The organism is Mycobacterium sp. NGS62, assembly GCF_059812285.1.
Genome location: NZ_JCALCK010000003.1, coordinates 201,044 through 218,689, shown reverse-complemented (window position 1 = coordinate 218,689; position 17,646 = coordinate 201,044). Strand labels below are relative to the sequence as shown.

Genomic DNA, 17,646 nt, shown 5'->3' with positions numbered 1-17,646 from the left:
TCGGTGTGCGCCATTCCCTCATTGTCCTGCCGCCCGCGGCCCCTTTAATACAGCGTGATCCGAATCAACCACACTCGTCGTTGGCCGCCGCGCGTACCGCGACGATCACCGCGGCTTGCTGGGCCGGGCGCAGTTGCGCCCATGTCGTATTCCAGGTGCCGGACCCGCTGGCTCCGGGTGCCTGAACGGCGGCGAGATACGGCTCGATCAGGGTCTGCCGATCGCCCGGCCGCTCCTGCATCCAGGTCTTTGCGGCATGGCAGGCCTGGAAATACTCCTCTTCGCTGGATGCGGCCGGGACATTGACGGCGGTCGTCACTCCGGCAGGTGACACCGCGATAGTCCCGGCCGGCAACGACGCCGCGCTAGCGGGCGCACCGGACGGCGCCGGGGCTTTGGTGCCGTGGTGTGCCGAGCAGCCGACCGCCGTCGTCACGACAACGGCGCCCCACGCCAGGAGGCGACGCGGGCACCGATGCACGCCGCCAATCTATGCAAGACTGTGTGCCGTGATGGAGCGAATTGCATTTCGGGAGTGTTGTCGGGGCTGACCGCCCCTGCCTCCTATCCGCCCATCCGTTCTGGAGTGTTCTGCCATGCTTTCCTCCGTTGCTGACCCTGTGTTGCCACGCCCATCCGTCACCGGAGCCACCCGGCTCCGGCTACCCGATCTGCTGCACGCCACCGACCGCACCGCCGACGATGTGCTCAGCGGCTACTACGACCACGTGCTGCCGCCGGGCGGCGTACCCGCCGACGGCCGCTGGTTTGCCCGCCTGCACAGCGACGACGAACTCGACATCTGGCTGATCAGCTGGGTCCCCGGCCACGCCACCGAGCTGCACGACCACGGCGGATCGCTGGGCGCATTGACGCTGCTGTCCGGCTCCCTGGACGAATTCCGCTGGGACGGCGAACAGTTGCGCCGCCGGCGGCTCGACGCCGGCGATCAGGCCGGCTTCCCGCTGGGTTGGGTGCATGACGTGGTCTGGGCACCGACAGACGGCCCGCCGGGGCCGACGCTGAGCGTCCACGCGTATTCACCGCCGCTGACGGTGATGTCGTACTACCAGGTCACCGGCCACAACACGCTGCGTCGCGAGCGTACCGAGCTGACCGACCAGCCGGAGGCTTCATGAGCCGCGTCGACCGGCTGCTGGACGCGGCTCGCGGCAGGCTGCGCCGGCTGACCGCCGACGAGTTGCCTGGCGCGCTGCGCCGCGGCGCCGTGCTGGTCGACATTCGGCCGCAGGCCCAGCGCGCGCACGAGGGCGACGTGCCGGGAGCGTTGGTGATCGAACGCAACGTGCTGGAGTGGCGCTGTGACCCCACCAGTGCGGCGCGGCTGCCGCACGCCGTTGGCGACGACGTCGAGTGGGTGATTCTCTGTTCGGAGGGCTACACCTCCAGCCTGGCCGCGGCCGCGCTGCAAGACTTGGGTCTGCACCGCGCCACCGACGTCGTCGGCGGCTATCACGCGTTGGCCGCCGCAGGTGTGCTTGTCAGCGGTGGGTGAAGTTCGGCGGCCGTTTCCCGATGAACGCGGCCATTCCCTCGGATTGGTCGTCGGTAGCGAAAGCCGAATGGAATAGCCGGCGTTCGTAGAGCAGCCCCTCGGCCAGGGTGGATTCGAAGGACCGGTTGACGGCCTCCTTGGCCATCCGCGCCGCCGACAGCGACATCCCGGCAATGGTGGTGGCGACGGCCTTGGCCTCGGTGAGCAAGTCGTCGGCGGGCACTACCCGTGACACCAGTCCGCTGCGCTCGGCCTCGGCGGCGTCGATGGTGCGGCCAGTCAGGATCAAGTCCATCGCCTTGGCCTTGCCGATGGCCCGGGTCAACCGCTGCGAACCGCCCATGCCGGGCAGCACACCGAGTTTGATCTCTGGCTGACCGAATTTGGCTGTGTCGGCGGCGATCAGCAGATCGCACATCATCGCCAGTTCGCATCCACCGCCCAGCGCATGCCCGGCCACCGCGGCGATCGTCGGCGTGCGGACCGCCGCGAGCTTGCCCCAGGCGGCGAAGAAGTCGGAGCTGAAAACATCGGCGAAAGACAGCTCCGACATCTCCTTGATGTCGGCGCCGGCGGCGAAGGCCTTGGCCGAACCGGTGATGATGATCGCCCCGATCCCCGGATCGCTATCGAATTCAGCTGCAGCGCTGGTGAGTTCGTTCATCACCTGGCTGTTGAGTGCGTTGAGCGCCTGCGGCCGATTCAACGTGATCGTGCCGACGCGCCCGTCGCGCTCGACCAGGATGGTCTCGTAAGTCATCAGCGCCGCTCCTCCTCGAAAGTCAGATCAGGTTCTGCGGGTTGGAAATACGCTTCGACATCGGCGGCGCTGACCTCGGGCAGCGACGCCGGATTCCACTGCGGGTTTCGGTCCTTGTCGACCAGTTGTGCGCGGATGCCCTCCACCAAATCGTGTGAGCGCAGCGAACCGCAGGACACGCGATATTCCTGCGTCAAAACGTCTTCCAAGGTGCCCAGCTTCGCGGCACGACGCACCGACTCCAATGTCACCGATAGCGCGACGGGGGAGCGGGTGGCGATCACGTTGGCGGCATCGTTGGCCGGCCCGGCATCATGGCCGTGCAGCGCGGCGACGATATCGGCGACGGTGTCACCGTCGTAGCATTCGTCGATCCATTCGCGTTGTGCGGCAAGGTCACTCGGTGGCGGCTCGACGGCATGCTCGGCGACCGCACGTTCGACGCCCGCCGCGACGATCGACCGGCTGAACTCGTCCAGCTCGCCGTGCGGCACATAGTGGTCGGCGAAGCCCAGCGCGATGGCATCGGCGCCGGTGAACGGTGCTCCGGTCAGGGCCGCATGCAGACCCAGCGAACCCGGAGCGCGCGACAGCAGGTAGGTACCGCCGACGTCGGGAATGAACCCGATGCCCACCTCGGGCATCGCCATTTTGGTGGTATCAGTGACGACCCGGGTGTTGGCATGGCAGCCGACGCCCACACCGCCGCCCATCACGATGCCGTCCATCAACGACACGTAGGGTTTGGCGAACCGGCCGATCTGGGCGTTCAGCAAATACTCGTCGTACCAGAACCGCCGCGCGGCGACACCGTCGGCGCGCGCACTGTGATAGATCGCCACCACGTCGCCGCCCGCGCACAACCCGCGTTCCCCGGCCCCGACCAGCACCACGGCCCGCACCGCGCCGTCACGCTCCCACTCGGTCAGCACCGCGCGCAGCACAGTGACCATGTTCTGGTTCAGCGAGTTGATCGCCTTGGGGCGGTTGAGGGTCACAAAGCCGATGCCGTCGTCGACGCGGGTCAAGATCTCATCGGATTCGCCCGTCACGCGCGTGGTCTCCCCTCGGTGGAAGCGGCTTCCAAATAGGCCAAGCCTTGACGAGCAATCTAGATCGTTACCCGTATCGGTGCGCCCGCGGGTAAGGTTTAGCTGGAGAAGGTCCGGACCATAGCTGCAAAGCCCACCTGGTAGCTGGGAACTCGGCCGGACCACCGTTCGTTGAGCAGGTGTTCGCACAGCTCGAGTCACAGCACAAGAGAGGATCCGACGGTGCGGGAGACTAGCAACCCGGTATTTCGCTCGCTGCCCAAACAGCAGGGTGGGTACGCGCAATTCGGTACGGGAGCGGCTGCCGCCGCGACCCAGTACGGGCATCAGACGGACCCGTATGCGGCTCCGTATGTCGACCAGCGGGCAGCTGTTTCCCGCCCGCTGACCATTGACGACGTGGTCACGAAGACCGGGATCACGCTGGCGGTGCTATCGGCTGTCGCCGTCGTCTCCTACTTCCTGGTGGCCGGCAACATGGCGTTGGCCATGCCGTTTACCTTCGTCGGTGCCTTCGGCGGCTTGGCGCTGGTGCTGGTCGCCATGTTCGGGCGCAAGCAGGACAACCCGGCGATCGTGTTGTCCTACGCTGCGCTCGAGGGGCTTTTCCTCGGTGCCATCTCCTTCGTTCTGGCCAACGTCGCGGTCTCGAGCAGCAATGCCGGGGTGTTGATCGGGCAAGCGATTCTGGGCACGTTTGGCGTGTTCTTCGGGATGCTGGTCGTGTACAAGACCGGCGCCATCCGCGTCACGCCCAAGTTCACCCGGATGATCGTGGCCGGCATGTTCGGTGTGCTGGCACTGATGATCGGCAACCTGGTCCTGGCGATGTTCGGTGTCGGCGGCGGTGAGGGCATGGGATTGCGCAGCGGCGGTCCACTGGCCATCATTTTCTCGCTGGTGTGCATCGGCATTGCGGCGTTCAGTTTCCTCATCGACTTCGACGCGGCTGACCAGATGATCCGTGCCGGGGTGCCCGAGAAGGCTGCCTGGGGTGTCGCGCTGGGGCTGACCGTCACGCTGGTCTGGCTCTACCTCGAGATCCTGCGTCTGCTCAGTTACCTGCAGAGCGACTAGCTTTCGCCGAAAAGGCCGGCACGCTGAGCGTGCCGGCCTTTTATTTGTGTTGACTCTGCGGTGACCAGACAAGCTACTCGCACTTATGCCTGGTAGCCGCAGAGTCAACGAGCATGTCGGTGCAGGTTGGCAACATGCCCGCATGGGCGAGTCGGGAAAGCAGCCGTTCATCGGTTCCGAGGCCCTTGCCGCCGGCGTTGTCAGCTGGCATCAGCTGGACAGATACTTCACGGCGATCATGCCGAACGTCTACCTGGACAATCGATTGCAGCCCTCGTTGCGGCACCGCATTCTTGCGGCTTGGTTGTGGTCGCAGCGCCGCGCGGTCATCGCCGGCGTTGCCGCGTCAGCTCTCCACGGCGCGAAGTGGGTGGATGACGACGCCATGGTGGAGTTGATTTGGCGCAACGCCAGGGCGCCCACGGGTGTGAAGACTCGTCACGAGCTGTTGTGGGAGGAGGAAAGCCAACAGCTTGGGGGACTGTACGTAACCACGCCCGAGCGCACCGCCTTTGATCTAGCCAGGCGCGGACCCGTCGGGCAGGCTGTCGCCAGACTCGATGCGCTTGCGAGGGCCACCGATTTCAAGGTTGACGATGTCGCGGAGCTCGCTGGCCGCCATCCGCATACCCGCGGTCTGCGTCAACTGGAGCGGGCACTCGACCTCGTCGACTCCGGCGCGCAATCTCCCAAGGAAACGTGGCTGCGGCTACTCCTCATCGGCGCTGGCTTCCCCCGGCCGCAGACCCAGATCCCGGTGCTAAGCCCAGACGGCTACCCGCTGTACTACCTGGATATGGGCTGGCAGGACATCATGCTGGCCGTCGAATACGACGGCGACCAACATCGCTCCGACAGGCCGCAGTACGTGTGGGACGTGGAGCGGTTGGAGTACATCCAACGGGTCGGCTGGACGCACATCAAAGTGCTGGCCGAGCACCGCGGCTGCGACGTCCTGCACCGGGTCCGGCGTGCCTGGGATGCATTGACTCTGCGCTGACCAGGCACGCTACTCGCACTTACGCCTGGTAGCCGCAGAGTCAACGCGAATCTACGACAGCCGCTCGACCACCATCGCCATGCCCTGCCCGCCGCCGACACACATGGTTTCCAAACCGAACGTCTTGTCGTGGGTCTGCAGGTTGTTCAGCAAGGTGGCGGTGATCCGGGCGCCGGTCATGCCGAACGGGTGTCCCAGCGCGATCGCGCCGCCGGAGACGTTCAGCTTGTCCTCGTCGATCCCCAGCTCGCGTGCCGAGCCGAGGACCTGCACCGCAAAGGCTTCGTTGATCTCGAACAAGTCGATATCGCCGATCGACATGCCTGCATTCATCAAAGCTTTTTTGGTCGCTTCGATGGGACCCAGACCCATGATCTCCGGGGACAGCCCGGTCACTCCGGTCGACACGATCCGGGCCAGCGGGGTCAGCCCAAGTTCCTTGGCTTTGGTGTCGCTGGTGATCACCACTGCCGCGGCGCCATCGTTGAGCGGACATGCGTTGCCTGCGGTCACGGTGCCGTTGGGCCGGAACACCGGCTTGAGTTGGCTGACCTTCTCGTAGGTCGTGCCCGGCCGTGGGCCGTCGTCGACGCTGACGGTGGTGCCATCCGGCAGCGTGACCGGCTCGATCTCGCGCTCGAAGTGGCCGCTTTTGATCGCCTCTTCGGCAAGGTTCTGGCTACGTACGCCCCAATGGTCTTGGTCTTCGCGGCTGATCCCGGTCAGCAGCGCCACGTTCTCGGCGGTCTGGCCCATGGCGATGTAGACGTCCGGCAGGGCCTGATCGCTTCGCGGGTCATGCCATTCGTCGGCGCCGGCCGCCGCTGCCTCCGTGCGTTCCTGGGCCTCGGCGAACACCGGGTTTTTGGTGTCCGGCATGCCGTCGGCGCTGCCCTTGCCGAACCGCGACACCGTCTCCACGCCAGCGGAGATGAACGCATCACCTTCGCCGGCCTTGATCGCGTGGAACGCCATCCGGGTGGTTTGCAACGACGACGAGCAGTACCGGTTGACGGTGGTCCCGGGCAGGAAGTCATAGCCGAGTGCGACGGCGACCACGCGCGCAATGTTGTAACCGGACTCGCCGCCCGGCTGGCCGCAACCCATCATCAGGTCGTCGATCTGATGCGGGTTCAGCGCAGGCACCTTGTCCAGCGCGGCGCGCACCATCTGGGTGGCGAGGTCGTCGGGCCGCATGGAGGCCAACGACCCCTTGACGGCGCGGCCGATCGGCGAGCGGGCAGTTGAGACGATGACGGCTTCCGGCACGATCGGTTCCCTCCTGGGACATCTGGGCAGCGCCCGGGTGGTTTGGCTACGTCAAATCTAGCCTTGTGGCGGCGCGGGCCGTGGAGCGCCCCACCCCGCAGCGGGCAAGGCGGGCAAGCGGATCGAGCCGTTACCTCACCGCAGGTACGACGACCGGCGCCGGCACCCCGGTGGTGTGCCGTCGCAGCAGCCGCGACACGATGGCGCGGCCCCGGGCGGGGCCGGGATCCAGTTCCTCGGTCACCGACGGCAACGCAGGTGTCAGGTCGCCGCTGCCGACTCCCAGCGCGTCGCACAGTGCGGGCAGCAACTGGTCGGCTAACAACGCATAGCCGGCCGCCGACGGGTGGTACTGATCCTCGGACAACAGCAGCGCCGGCGAGTGCAGAAAATTCGATGCCAGCAGGTCGGCCAACGGGATCGGCACCCCGCCCGCCGCCTTGACCTCGAGGGCCTGGGCCCGGGCCAGTCGCAAACCGCGAGTGTGCGCGGCCCACCGCAGCGGCTGCGGGATCGCGGTGATCACACCGAAATCGGGGCAGGTCGCGACGACGACCACCGCGCCGCTGGCGCACAGCCGCCGTACCGCCGCACCCAGACGTCGCGCCGAGGGCGTGACACCGTTGAGCGCGGTGACGTCGTTGGCGCCGATCATGATCACTGCCGCGTCCGGCGGCGGCCCGGCCACGAACATCGCATCGACCTGTCCGGACAAGCCCTTCGACGTGGCCCCGACGATCGCTTTGGTACTCAGTCGGATGCGTTTGCCGGTTTGCTCGGCCAGGCCCCGGGCAATCAGCACACCGGGCACCTCGTCGGCATTGCTGCACCCGTAGCCGGTGGCCGTCGAGTCCCCGAAGACCATCAGATGGAAGTCCACCGGCGTTTCGCGCTGCCATCGCTCTGCTGGGCCGCCGCCGCTGGTGTACACACCGTCGGCCCGCGGGGGGACGTCCCAAGCTTTGGGGATCACACTGCGTGCGCGCGCAGCTTGGCCGATCAGCAGGTTGCGAGCGCCGAGATAGGCCGTGCCCGTTGACGCCAGCGCACCTGCCGCGGCCAAAGCAACCATCGATCGCCGCGGCGCGCGAATGTCCACATGATCAGTTTAGGTCGCCAGATGACGGCGGTCTGAAATCGCCGACACGGCTCGATTACGGACTGGCCCAAATGTGGTATCGAATAAGACTCTTTGATTGTTGAAAGTTCTACAGGTGTCAAGCTAAGTTAGCGAGGTTGGCTGAGCGCCGTCGCGGGTACACCGCAATTAGTAGCTAGCTGAACCGGATGCTCTGCTACTTCGTCGACTGACTACACCGACGTAGGAAGTGGGAGCATGACCGCAGCGACTGAAATTCCGAGCCCTTCGACACATCGTCTTCGCGCCCGAGATTCGCTCCGGGCGCGAAAATTTCCCAGCAGCGACGGCGCGCCTGTCGAGGTCGTCGAGACCGGCCCCAGCATCCCGGCCCGATTGGTTTCGCTGGCAACGTATCTGACGGTCCGACCGACGCTGGCCATCGGCAGCCGCGTTCCGCATATGCCGTGGCCGTTCGGCATCGTCGACTTCGCATCGCGGGTGTTACTCCCCGCTCCCGGCACGATCCGCGCCACCATCGGTCTGCCGCACGCCACCGCGCAACTGGTGCGCGCTCCCGGTGTACTGCCGGCCGACGGAAACCGGCGCGTCGTGCTCTACCTGCACGGCGGCGCCTTCCTGACCTGCGGCGTGAACTCGCACAGCCGGGTCGTCAACGCGTTGTCCCGATACGCCGACTCGCCGGTGCTGGTGGTCAACTACCGGCTCATCCCCAAGCACTCGGTGGGCATGGCCCTCGACGATTGCATGGACGCCTATCGCTGGCTGCGGCTGCGCGGCTATGACCCCGAGCAGATCGTGCTCGCCGGTGACTCGGCCGGCGGCTACCTGGCGTTGGCGCTGGCGCAGCGGCTGGCCGAAGAGGACGAGGAACCGGCAGCGCTGGTGGCGATCTCGCCGTTGCTGCAGTTGGCCAAAGAGCCCAAGCAGGCACACCCCAACATCAAGGTCGACACGATGTTCCCGGCCAGGGCCTTCGACGCGCTGATCGCACTGGTCGCCAAGGCCGCCGCCAAGAACATCGTCAACGGAGAGCCGGAGACGCTCTACGAGCCGCTCGACCACGTCGAGCCGGGACTACCGCGGACCTTGATCCACGTGTCGGGATCCGAAGTGCTGCTGCACGACGCCCAGTTGGCGGCCCGACGGCTCGCGGCCGTGGGCGTCCCGGCCGAGGTGCGGATCTGGCCCGGCCAGATTCACGATTTCCAGCTCGCCGCGCCGGTGATTCCGGAAGCCACACGTTCGCTGCGCCAGATCGGCGAGTACATCCGCGAGGCCACCGGATAGCTCGCCGCGCTGCCGCTGAGCGCACCTGAGACCATGAAGGCATGCGGATCGCGCGGCACATCAGTGAACTCATCGGCAATACCCCACTGGTTCAGCTGAACTCGGTCGCGCCGCCGGGGGCGGGGCGCCTGGTCGCCAAGGTGGAATACCTCAACCCCGGCCTGAGCAGCAAAGACCGGATCGCGGCGAAGATGATCGACGCCGCCGAGGCCAGTGGGCAGCTGAAGCCGGGCGGCACCATCGTCGAGCCCACCTCAGGCAACACCGGCGTCGGGTTGGCGCTGGTCGCGCAGCCGCGCGGGTACAAGTGCGTGTTCGTCTGCCCCGACAAGGTCAGCGAGGACAAGCAGAATGTGCTGCGCGCCTACGGCGCCGAGGTCGTGGTCTGCCCGACCGCCGTGCCGCCGGATCACCCCGACAGCTACTACAGCGTCTCCAACCGGTTGGCCCACGAGATCGAAGGCGCCTGGAAGCCCGACCAGTACTCCAATCCGGAGGGGCCGGCCAGCCACTACGAAACCACCGGCCCCGAGATCTGGGCCGACACCGACGGCAAGGTCACTCATTTCGTCGCCGGCATCGGCACCGGCGGCACGATCAGCGGCGCCGGCCGCTACCTGAAGGAGGTCTCCGGCGGAGCGGTGCGCGTCATCGGCGCCGATCCGGAAGGGTCGGTCTACTCCGGCGGCACCGGCCGTCCCTACTTGGTGGAGGGCGTCGGCGAGGACTTCTGGCCGGAGGCTTACGACCCCAGCGTGCCCGACGAAATCATCGCGGTATCCGACTCCGATTCGTTCGACATGACTCGGCGGCTGGCCCGCGAAGAGGCGATGCTGGTCGGCGGATCTTGCGGGATGGCGGTAGTGGCGGCGCGGAAGGTGGCCGAGCAAGCCGGGCCCGACGCGCTGGTCGTGGTGCTGCTCCCCGACGGCGGCCGTGGCTACCTGTCGAAGATCTTCAACGACGGCTGGATGTCGTCGTACGGGTTCCTGCGCACCCGGCTCGATGGCTCGGTCGAACAGCCCACTGTCGGCGACGTGCTGCGCCGGAAATCCGGTGAACTGCCCGACCTGGTGCACACCCACCCGTCGGAAACGGTGCGCGACGCCATCGGCATCCTGCGCGAGTACGGGGTGTCTCAGATGCCCGTCGTCGGCGCCGAACCACCGGTAATGGCCGGGGAGGTGGCCGGCAGCGTGTCGGAACGCGAACTGCTCTCGGCTGTCTTCGAGGGCCGGGCCAAGCTGGCCGATGCCGTCGGTCTGCACATGAGTGCCGCGCTGCCGATGATCGGGGCCGGTGAATTGGTGAGCGCGGTTGCCAAGGCGCTGCGGGACTTTGACGCGGTGATGGTGGTGGAAGAAGGCAAACCGGTGGGCGTGATCACCCGCCACGACTTGCTGGGCTTTCTCTCCGAGGGCCCACGACGCAGGTAGCAGCTCGGGTAGGGTACTGCACCGCCACACCCAGTCCCTATCGAGGAAGGCGCCGATGACCGAACAACCGCCTGGTCCGCCGTCGGGCAATTACCCACCGCCGCCTCCCGGGGGATACCCGCCGCCACCGCCACCCGGAGGCGGGGGCTATCCGCCCCAGGGACCGCCCGGTTACTCGGCGCAACCCGACACCTATCTCGTCTGGGCCATCTTGACCACCTTGTTCTGCTGCGTACCGCTGGGCATCGTGTCGATCGTGAAATCCAGCCAAGTCTCCGGGTTGTGGGCGCAGGGCAGATACGCCGAAGCGCACCAGGCATCCCAGGACGCCAAGAAGTGGGCGATCTGGTCGGCCGTCGCCGGCGTGATCCTCGTCATCGTCTTGCTCGCGGCTAGGGTCGTGTCGTTCTCAGCCGGCACCTCTTGACCCAACTGCAGGGGCGTTGGCGCACGCCGACTCCGCATCGCCTCGGTGCGCCCATCGCGGTGGCCGCAGCGGCGATGGTGGCATGCGCGGCGGTGTGGTGGGCTGACCCGACTACCCCCGGCGGCCCGCTGCCGGTGTGCCCGACCAAGCTGCTGCTCGGCATCGACTGTCCCGGTTGCGGCACGTTGCGGATGGTGTACTCGCTGCTCCACGGCGACTTGCTGGCCGCGGCGAAATTCAACGCGGTGGCCCTGGCGGCGGCGGTGTTGCTGGGTTGGGCATACGCGGCATGGACCTATGGGCGCGTAACCGGACGCCGAATCTGGGGTTGGCAGCGCCATCGCTGGGCGGCGCCGGTGACGTTGGTGGTGGTGTCGGCTTGGTTCGTGATCCGCATTCTTCCGTTCGGCCCGTTCCCCGCGCTTCGGGTGTGATGGCCCGGTCTCGTTAGGCTGGACGTCGATGAACCAACAGCGCCGTACCGGGCTTGCTACCAAGGCCATCCACGCCGGTTACCACACCGACCCGTCGACCGGTGCGGTCAATCCGCCGATCTACACGGCCAGCACATTCGCCCAAGACGGCGTCGGCAAGCTGCGCGCCGGGTTCGAATACGCACGCTCAGGCAACCCGACTCGGGCTGCGCTGGAAGCCTCGCTGGCCGCTGTCGAAGAGGGCCGGTTCGGTCGGGCGTTCAGCTCCGGCATGGCCGCCACCGACTGCGCCCTGCGCGCGCTGCTGCGTCCGGGCGAGCACGTCGTCATCCCCGACGACGCCTACGGCGGCACGTTCCGATTGATCGACAAGGTGTTCACCCAATGGGGTGTCGCGTACACGCCGGTCGAGTTGTCCGACCTCGACGCGGTGCGCGCCGCGATCACGCCACATACCAAGTTGATCTGGGTGGAAACACCGACCAATCCGCTGTTGTCGATCGCCGACATCGCCGCCATTGCTGGGCTGGCCAGCGGCCCGTCTGTGAAAGTATTGGTGGACAACACATTTGCCTCGCCGGCACTGCAGCAGCCGTTGACGTTGGGCGCCGACGTCGTGTTGCATTCGACCACCAAGTACATCGGCGGGCACTCCGACGTGGTGGGCGGGGCGCTGGTCACCAACGACGAGGAACTCGACGTCGCATTCGGCTTCCTGCAGAACGGCGCCGGCGCGGTGCCGGGCCCGTTCGACGCGTACCTGACCATCCGCGGCCTCAAGACGCTGGTGCTGCGCATGCAACGGCACAGCGAAAACGCCGCCGCGGTCGCCGAATTCCTCTGTGGCCATCCGGCCGTCGGCGATGTGCTGTATCCCGGCCTACCCAGCCATCCCGGCCATGACGTCGCGGCACGGCAGATGCGCGGATTCGGCGGCATGGTGTCGGTACGGATGCGGGGCGGTCGGGCGGCCGCCGAAAGCCTGTGCGCCAACACCGAGGTGTTCATCCTGGCGGAGTCACTCGGCGGGGTCGAATCGCTGATCGAGCATCCGGGCGCGATGACCCACGCGTCGACGGCCGGCTCGCAGTTGGAGGTTCCCGAGGACCTGGTGCGCCTGTCGGTGGGTATCGAGGACGTCGCCGACCTGCTGGCCGACCTCGAGCAGGCGCTGGCGGAGTAGCTGCGCCTCCAACCGGGCCAGCGGCTACTGCAATGCGTGGCGGATCGCCGCCGTCGTCACCGCCAGGTTGACCTCGGCGAGTTCGGGCTCCGACTCGCCGACCCACCCGCCGCTGGCGATGTCACCGGCTCGGCTGCGCACCCATTCCCAACCACGGTCGTTGAGGCTGAACACCGCACCCAGGCCGTCGACCGTGTGCAGCAGCGAGATGATCGTCGCTGTCGCCGGGTCCGGGTTGTCGTCGTCGAACAGCGCGCCGATCAGCGCCGCACGGGCCTGCGACACCCGGGTCCGGTCGGTCAACGGCCACGCGTAGGAGCGTTTGAATCCATTGCCCTGCAGCTGAACCTGGCGGATCTGACCGAGGCATTCGAGCTGTGTCAGTAACGCACCGGGGGTAACGCGACGCAGCTTGGTGATCGCGGCGGCCGGACTCATCGGCCGACGCCCCAGCAGCTGCAATGCGGGCGCCAGCACCGGATCGGCAGGATCGGGTCCGCTCAACACGACCAGTCGTCCCGCTTCGACCGGCTCGCTGTCGACTGCCGGACGAATACGGCAGGCATGCGCCAAATCCAGCAGCGTCGCCGCGGTCAGCACGCGTTCGCGGCAAGCTCGATCCAGCCCGGGCTGCGCCGACGCATTGTCGAGCAGCAACAGCAGTAGATCTTCGGCGATCCGCGCCATCAGCAGGCTTGAGCGGGCCTTATCCCCCCACCGGTGCGGTGACTAGGAGTGGTACGGCTTGGCGCTGACCAGCGTCACTTTGACCGTGTTGCCGTTGGGCACGGTGTAGCTGCGGCTCTCGCCTTCCTTGGCGTCGATCAGCGCGCCGCCCAGCGGTGAATTCGGCGAGTACACCTCCAAGTCGCCGTCGTTGACGCCCTCACCCCGGGTGGCGATCAGAAACGTCTCCGTCTCCGACTTGTCGTCGCCGTAGTAGACCGTCACCACCGAACCGGGCAGCGCGACACCCGACTGCGTGGGGGCTTCGCCGACCTTGGCGTTGTTCAGCAGATCCTGCAGCTGCCGGATCCGGGCCTCCTGTTGGCCCTGTTCCTCGCGCGCTGCGTGATAGCCGCCGTTTTCCCGCAGGTCACCCTCCTCGCGGCGGTCGTTGATTTCCGCGGCGATGACCGGACGGTTTGCGATCAACTGGTCGAGTTCGGCCTTGAGTCGGTCGTGTGACTCTTGGGTCAACCAGGTCACCTGGGTGTCCGTCATCTCGTCGTGCTCCTTGTGGTGTCGGTTGCGCGATAATCGCGTGCCTGCGCACCTGCGGTTCCCCCGCGTGTACTACGGCTTTATAGCTGCGTATACCCGCTAATGCAGCAATACACGGTTCCAGCAGGAACCGTGCACCAAAACATGGTAGCACCGCGCAGCCTTCGGCCGGACACATTTTCGCAGTTCGGCATCCGTCCGGGTGGCCGCGCGATCAGGAACTGCGCAGGTAGTCGGGCACGTTGGTGCCGCACCCGTAGACGTCGCCCATCACGGGTGGCTTGCTGGACTTCACGATCGTCGTCACCTGCACCGTCGCCTCCTGCGACGGCGGAATCAGGATTTCGCGCCGGCCTGTCTCGCTGCCGTCTTTGGCGCGGACCCGCACGATGCAGTCGACCAGACGCGACGGATCCGACCGCGTCACGCTGATCGTCACCGACACCGTCTCGTCGTCGATCAGCCGGTAGCCGGCCAGCGTGCCCTTCACGTCACCGGTGCCCAGCCGCTGGTAGGCGACGACCGCGACGATGATGCCCGCGGCGACCACCAGCAGCCCCAGTGCGATCACGACGCGACGCCGCGAAGCGGCCGATAGCGGGGCACGCCCGTAGCGGCTCTCCGGAGGCACCAGCGGAGGTTGGCTCATTGTTGTACGCATCTCTTCAGTCGGTTTCGAACCCGGACCGCCAGGATGGAACTATTAGGGTATCGGCGCAACAACGCACGGACAGGGAGCACGTGAGCGAACTGCGGTTGATGGCGGTGCACGCCCACCCGGACGACGAGTCCAGTAAGGGCGCCGCCACCCTTGCCCGCTACGCCGACGAAGGTCATCGCGTGCTGGTGGTGACGTTGACCGGCGGCGAACGCGGCGACATCCTCAATCCCGCCATGGACCTGCCGGAAGTGCACGGACGTATCGCCGACATCCGCCGCGACGAGATGGCCAAGGCCGCCGAAATTCTCGGTGTCGAGCACACCTGGCTCGGCTTCATCGACTCCGGCCTGCCCAAGGGCGACCCACCGCCACCGCTACCGCAGGATTGCTTTGCGCTGGCACCGCTGGAGGCGTGCACCGAGGCGCTGGTGCGGGTGGTGCGCGAGTTTCGGCCGCATGTCATGACGACCTACGACGAAAACGGCGGCTACCCGCACCCCGACCACATCCGCTGTCACCAGGTTTCGCTGGCGGCGTTCGAAGCAGCCGGCGATTACCGCCGCTTCCCGGCGGCCGGCGACGTGTGGACGGTGCCCAAGCTTTATTACAACCACGGCTTCCTGCGCGAGCGGATGCAGTTGCTGCAGGACGAGTTCGCCAACCACGACCAGCAGGGCCCGTTCGGAAAATGGCTGGCACACTGGGACCCCAAGCACGACATCTTCGCCGACCGGGTGACGACCCGAGTTGAGTGCTCGGCGTATTTCAGCCAGCGCGACGACGCCCTGCGCGCCCACGCCACCCAGATCGATCCCCAAGGCGATTTCTTTGCCGCACCGATCGAATGGCAGCAGCGGCTCTGGCCGACCGAAGAATTCGAGTTGGCCCGCTCGCGGGTGCCGGTGCGCCTTCCCGAGACCGATCTGTTCGCAGGAATCGAGACCGACCAGTGATTGAGCTTTTCGATGTGGTGACGTTCTTGGCTGACGACGCTCCCCGCAACACTGGACCGGATTTCGGCAAGGCCAGCCCGTTCGGGCTGCTCGTGATCGTGCTGCTGCTGATCGGGACCTTTCTGCTGGTGCGCTCGATGAACCGGCAGCTGAAGAAGGTGCCCGAGTCTTTCGACCCGCAGCACCCGGAGCCGGACCAGGCCGCCGACGAAGGCACAGTCGGCGTCGATCAGCCGGCGGATCGCAACGGATCGCCGCGTGAACCCGACGAATAGCAACACCCTCGCCGGGGCCGCCAGCCCATATCTGCGCCAGCATGCCGACAACCCGGTGCACTGGCAGCAGTGGACGCCGCAGGCGCTGGCCGAGGCCGTCGAACGCGACGTGCCGATCTTGCTCTCGGTCGGCTACGCCGCCTGCCACTGGTGCCACGTCATGGCCCACGAGTCCTTCGAGGACGACGACGTTGCCGCGGTCATGAACGCGGGGTTCGTGTGCGTGAAGGTGGACCGCGAGGAACGGCCCGACATCGACGCCGTCTACATGACTGCCACCGTCGCGCTCACCGGGCACGGCGGCTGGCCGATGACGTGCTTCCTCACGCCGGACGGCCGGCCATTCTTCTGCGGCACCTACTATCCGAAACCGGCGTTCCTGGAACTACTTTCGGCCGTCGTCAACACCTGGCGGACACGCCGTGACGAAGTCGAGCAGGCGTCCGACCACATCGCCGGCGAGCTGCGATCGATGGCCTCCGGTATGCCGGGAGGAGGGCCGGACGTCAAGCCATCGCTCTGCGATCAGGCCGTAGCCGCCGTGCTGAGCGAGGAGGACCCAGTGCGTGGCGGATTCGGTCGGGCGCCGAAGTTCCCGCCGTCGGCCCTGCTGGAGGCGCTGCTGCGGGACCACGAGCGCACCGGCTCGGCCGAGGCGCTCGGCGTCGTGGAGCGCGCGGCCACCGCGATGGCCCGTGGCGGAATCTATGACCAACTGGCCGGCGGATTCGCCCGTTACAGCGTCGACGATGCTTGGGTAGTACCGCATTTCGAGAAAATGCTCTACGACAACGCGCTGCTGCTGCGAGCTTATGCGCACCTGGCCCGTCGCACCGGAGACCCATTGGCGCGCCGCGTCGCCGGCCAGACCGCACGGTTCATCATCGACGACCTGGGTGCCGGCGACATGTTCACCTCGTCGCTGGACGCCGACGCCGCGGGCCGGGAAGGCTCGACCTACGTGTGGACGTCCGTTCAACTGCGTGAAGTGTTGGGCGACGACGACGGGGATTGGGCCGCTTCACTATTCGGCGTCGCCGACACCGGAACGTTCGAGGAGGGCACGTCGGTGCTGCAGTTGCGCAGCGAGCCCGACGACGTGGATCGCTTCGATCGGGTCCGCACCGTACTGCTGGCCGCGCGGTTGACCCGGGCGCAGCCCGACCGCGACGACAAAATCGTCACCGCCTGGAACGGGTTGGCGATCACCGCGTTAGCGGAAGCCAGTGTGGCCCTGAATGATTCGGAATTGCTGTCTGCTGCCCGACGCTGCGCGGCGGCCCTGGTGGAACTGCACATGGTCGACGGTCGACTGCGTCGCGCCAGTCTGGGCGGACAAGTCGGCGACACCGCGGCCATCCTGGACGACCATGCGGCGCTGGCCACCGGCTTGTTGGCGCTCTACCAGCTGACCGCCGAGAACACCTGGCTGGCTACTGCCACCGAATTGCTCGACATCGCGTTGGCGCGCTTCGCCGACCCGGACCGGCCCGGCCGCTGGTTCGACACCGCCGACGACGCCGAGGAACTGATGTATCGGCCCGCGGATCCGATCGACGGGGCGACACCGTCCGGCGCCTCGACGATCGCCGAGGCGCTGCTGACCGCCGCGCACCTGGTGGGCGCTGACCGCGCGGATCGCTACCGAGAAGCAGCGGCCGACGCGCTGTTGGCGCATTCACCGCTACTGGCCGGGGCGCCGCGCTCAGCCGGCCATTGGCTGGCGGTCGCCGAAGCCGCGGTCCGTGGGCCGCTGCAGATCGCGGTGGCCACCACTGACACGCCGGGATCGTCGTTGCTGGCGGATGCGCGCAGACTCGCACCCGGCGGGGCCATCGTGGTTGGCGGGGCGGTCGACTCCTCGGAACTACTGGCCGGACGCGATCGGGTCGCCGGCGCCGACGCAGCCTACGTGTGCCGTGGGCGGGTGTGCGACATGCCGGTCACCACTACCGAGGACCTGGCTGCCGCACTCGCCCGGTAGCGTGCC

Annotated in this window: 20 protein-coding genes; 12 read left to right on the top strand and 8 right to left on the bottom strand. The window is 67.0% G+C overall.

From position 1 onward, the window contains the following. Nucleotides 1-64: 64 nt before the first annotated feature. A complete protein-coding gene (gene lpqV / locus AC5Y49_RS10465; protein WP_499886699.1) occupies nucleotides 65-436 on the bottom strand; it encodes a lipoprotein LpqV in 372 nt (123 codons plus the stop codon). Between the two features lie 160 nt (nucleotides 437-596). Between lpqV and AC5Y49_RS10460 the strand changes: the two genes are divergently transcribed. Together AC5Y49_RS10460 and AC5Y49_RS10455 are read left to right on the top strand one after the other, a co-directional pair. Beyond that, on the top strand, nucleotides 597-1,139 hold the full coding sequence (locus AC5Y49_RS10460) for a cysteine dioxygenase (RefSeq protein WP_499886698.1): 543 nt from the start codon (nucleotides 597-599) through the stop codon (nucleotides 1,137-1,139). Next, nucleotides 1,136-1,516: a rhodanese-like domain-containing protein gene (locus AC5Y49_RS10455; protein ID WP_499886697.1), complete on the top strand. Its 381-nt coding sequence runs from the start codon at nucleotides 1,136-1,138 to the stop codon at nucleotides 1,514-1,516. The genes AC5Y49_RS10460 and AC5Y49_RS10455 overlap by 4 nt, the downstream gene beginning before the upstream one ends. Here AC5Y49_RS10455 and AC5Y49_RS10450 read toward each other — a convergent pair. Both AC5Y49_RS10450 and AC5Y49_RS10445 read right to left on the bottom strand, forming a co-directional pair. Beyond that, the gene (locus AC5Y49_RS10450) at nucleotides 1,503-2,276 is read right to left on the bottom strand and encodes an enoyl-CoA hydratase (RefSeq protein ID WP_499886696.1); all 774 of its coding nucleotides are present in this window, start codon (nucleotides 2,274-2,276) and stop codon (nucleotides 1,503-1,505) included. The two genes, AC5Y49_RS10455 and AC5Y49_RS10450, sit on opposite strands and share 14 nt — an antisense overlap. Next, nucleotides 2,276-3,328 (bottom strand): enoyl-CoA hydratase/isomerase family protein, encoded by a 1,053-nt coding sequence (locus AC5Y49_RS10445; RefSeq protein ID WP_499886695.1) that lies wholly within the window; start codon nucleotides 3,326-3,328, stop codon nucleotides 2,276-2,278. Before AC5Y49_RS10445 ends, AC5Y49_RS10450 begins: the two co-directional genes overlap by 1 nt. Before the next feature lie 222 nt (nucleotides 3,329-3,550). Between AC5Y49_RS10445 and AC5Y49_RS10440 the strand changes: the two genes are divergently transcribed. Continuing rightward, nucleotides 3,551-4,405 (top strand): Bax inhibitor-1/YccA family protein, encoded by an 855-nt coding sequence (locus AC5Y49_RS10440; RefSeq protein WP_499886694.1) that lies wholly within the window; start codon nucleotides 3,551-3,553, stop codon nucleotides 4,403-4,405. Nucleotides 4,406-4,547: 142 nt separating this feature from the next. Next, complete coding sequence (locus AC5Y49_RS10435; protein WP_499886693.1) at nucleotides 4,548-5,405, top strand: type IV toxin-antitoxin system AbiEi family antitoxin; 858 nt, start codon at nucleotides 4,548-4,550, stop codon at nucleotides 5,403-5,405. A gap of 51 nt (nucleotides 5,406-5,456) precedes the next feature. On the opposite strand, the gene AC5Y49_RS10430 is transcribed toward AC5Y49_RS10435, so the two are convergent. Beyond that, on the bottom strand, nucleotides 5,457-6,674 hold the full coding sequence (locus tag AC5Y49_RS10430; protein WP_499886692.1) for an acetyl-CoA C-acetyltransferase: 1,218 nt from the start codon (nucleotides 6,672-6,674) through the stop codon (nucleotides 5,457-5,459). A 130-nt stretch (nucleotides 6,675-6,804) separates the two neighbouring features. Continuing rightward, the gene (locus AC5Y49_RS10425) at nucleotides 6,805-7,773 is read right to left on the bottom strand and encodes an SGNH/GDSL hydrolase family protein (protein WP_499886691.1); all 969 of its coding nucleotides are present in this window, start codon (nucleotides 7,771-7,773) and stop codon (nucleotides 6,805-6,807) included. Between the two features lie 237 nt (nucleotides 7,774-8,010). Between AC5Y49_RS10425 and AC5Y49_RS10420 the strand changes: the two genes are divergently transcribed. From AC5Y49_RS10420 to AC5Y49_RS10400, 5 genes are all read left to right on the top strand, one after another. Further along, nucleotides 8,011-9,063: an alpha/beta hydrolase gene (locus AC5Y49_RS10420; protein ID WP_499886690.1), complete on the top strand. Its 1,053-nt coding sequence runs from the start codon at nucleotides 8,011-8,013 to the stop codon at nucleotides 9,061-9,063. Between the two features lie 41 nt (nucleotides 9,064-9,104). Next, nucleotides 9,105-10,499, top strand: coding sequence for a cystathionine beta-synthase (locus AC5Y49_RS10415; RefSeq protein ID WP_499886689.1), 1,395 nt, complete (start codon nucleotides 9,105-9,107; stop codon nucleotides 10,497-10,499). A gap of 55 nt (nucleotides 10,500-10,554) precedes the next feature. Continuing rightward, nucleotides 10,555-10,926 (top strand): CD225/dispanin family protein, encoded by a 372-nt coding sequence (locus AC5Y49_RS10410; protein ID WP_499886688.1) that lies wholly within the window; start codon nucleotides 10,555-10,557, stop codon nucleotides 10,924-10,926. 74 nt (nucleotides 10,927-11,000) lie between these two features. Next, nucleotides 11,001-11,360, top strand: a complete 360-nt coding sequence (locus AC5Y49_RS10405) for a DUF2752 domain-containing protein (RefSeq protein ID WP_499887241.1) — start codon at nucleotides 11,001-11,003, stop codon at nucleotides 11,358-11,360. 28 nt (nucleotides 11,361-11,388) lie between these two features. Further along, a complete protein-coding gene (locus AC5Y49_RS10400; protein ID WP_499886687.1) occupies nucleotides 11,389-12,543 on the top strand; it encodes a cystathionine gamma-synthase in 1,155 nt (384 codons plus the stop codon). Nucleotides 12,544-12,567: 24 nt separating this feature from the next. Here AC5Y49_RS10400 and AC5Y49_RS10395 read toward each other — a convergent pair whose 3' ends face one another. The 3 genes from AC5Y49_RS10395 to AC5Y49_RS10385 all read right to left on the bottom strand — a co-directional run bounded on the left by AC5Y49_RS10395 (nucleotide 12,568) and on the right by AC5Y49_RS10385 (nucleotide 14,416). Further along, a complete protein-coding gene (locus AC5Y49_RS10395) occupies nucleotides 12,568-13,230 on the bottom strand; it encodes a GOLPH3/VPS74 family protein (RefSeq protein ID WP_499886685.1) in 663 nt (220 codons plus the stop codon). A gap of 42 nt (nucleotides 13,231-13,272) precedes the next feature. Continuing rightward, a complete protein-coding gene (gene greA, locus AC5Y49_RS10390) occupies nucleotides 13,273-13,767 on the bottom strand; it encodes a transcription elongation factor GreA (protein ID WP_499886684.1) in 495 nt (164 codons plus the stop codon). A 214-nt stretch (nucleotides 13,768-13,981) separates the two neighbouring features. After that, the gene (locus AC5Y49_RS10385; protein ID WP_499886683.1) at nucleotides 13,982-14,416 is read right to left on the bottom strand and encodes a DUF4307 domain-containing protein; all 435 of its coding nucleotides are present in this window, start codon (nucleotides 14,414-14,416) and stop codon (nucleotides 13,982-13,984) included. A 92-nt stretch (nucleotides 14,417-14,508) separates the two neighbouring features. Between AC5Y49_RS10385 and mca the strand changes: the two genes are divergently transcribed. The 3 genes from mca to AC5Y49_RS10370 are packed head-to-tail and all read left to right on the top strand — an operon-like array spanning nucleotide 14,509 to nucleotide 17,640. Further along, nucleotides 14,509-15,381: a mycothiol conjugate amidase Mca gene (mca, locus tag AC5Y49_RS10380; protein ID WP_499886682.1), complete on the top strand. Its 873-nt coding sequence runs from the start codon at nucleotides 14,509-14,511 to the stop codon at nucleotides 15,379-15,381. Next, the gene (locus tag AC5Y49_RS10375) at nucleotides 15,378-15,656 is read left to right on the top strand and encodes a hypothetical protein (protein ID WP_499886681.1); all 279 of its coding nucleotides are present in this window, start codon (nucleotides 15,378-15,380) and stop codon (nucleotides 15,654-15,656) included. The genes mca and AC5Y49_RS10375 overlap by 4 nt, the downstream gene beginning before the upstream one ends. Next, nucleotides 15,640-17,640 (top strand): thioredoxin domain-containing protein, encoded by a 2,001-nt coding sequence (locus AC5Y49_RS10370; protein ID WP_499886680.1) that lies wholly within the window; start codon nucleotides 15,640-15,642, stop codon nucleotides 17,638-17,640. Before AC5Y49_RS10375 ends, AC5Y49_RS10370 begins: the two co-directional genes overlap by 17 nt. Nucleotides 17,641-17,646 lie beyond the last annotated feature (6 nt).

What these genes read in the sequence shown, in the direction of transcription:
- AC5Y49_RS10420 (WP_499886690.1), top strand. Translation starts at nt 8,011, where the DNA reads ATGACCGCAGCGACTGAAATTCCGAGCCCTTCGACACATCGTCTTCGC.
- AC5Y49_RS10395 (WP_499886685.1), bottom strand. Translation starts at nt 13,230, where the DNA reads ATGGCGCGGATCGCCGAAGATCTACTGCTGTTGCTGCTCGACAATGCG.
- AC5Y49_RS10400 (WP_499886687.1), top strand. Translation starts at nt 11,389, where the DNA reads ATGAACCAACAGCGCCGTACCGGGCTTGCTACCAAGGCCATCCACGCC.
- AC5Y49_RS10450 (WP_499886696.1), bottom strand. Translation starts at nt 2,276, where the DNA reads ATGACTTACGAGACCATCCTGGTCGAGCGCGACGGGCGCGTCGGCACG.
- AC5Y49_RS10415 (WP_499886689.1), top strand. Translation starts at nt 9,105, where the DNA reads ATGCGGATCGCGCGGCACATCAGTGAACTCATCGGCAATACCCCACTG.
- AC5Y49_RS10460 (WP_499886698.1), top strand. Translation starts at nt 597, where the DNA reads ATGCTTTCCTCCGTTGCTGACCCTGTGTTGCCACGCCCATCCGTCACC.
- AC5Y49_RS10435 (WP_499886693.1), top strand. Translation starts at nt 4,548, where the DNA reads ATGGGCGAGTCGGGAAAGCAGCCGTTCATCGGTTCCGAGGCCCTTGCC.
- AC5Y49_RS10455 (WP_499886697.1), top strand. Translation starts at nt 1,136, where the DNA reads ATGAGCCGCGTCGACCGGCTGCTGGACGCGGCTCGCGGCAGGCTGCGC.
- greA (WP_499886684.1), bottom strand. Translation starts at nt 13,767, where the DNA reads ATGACGGACACCCAGGTGACCTGGTTGACCCAAGAGTCACACGACCGA.
- AC5Y49_RS10410 (WP_499886688.1), top strand. Translation starts at nt 10,555, where the DNA reads ATGACCGAACAACCGCCTGGTCCGCCGTCGGGCAATTACCCACCGCCG.
- AC5Y49_RS10405 (WP_499887241.1), top strand. Translation starts at nt 11,001, where the DNA reads ATGGTGGCATGCGCGGCGGTGTGGTGGGCTGACCCGACTACCCCCGGC.
- AC5Y49_RS10385 (WP_499886683.1), bottom strand. Translation starts at nt 14,416, where the DNA reads ATGAGCCAACCTCCGCTGGTGCCTCCGGAGAGCCGCTACGGGCGTGCC.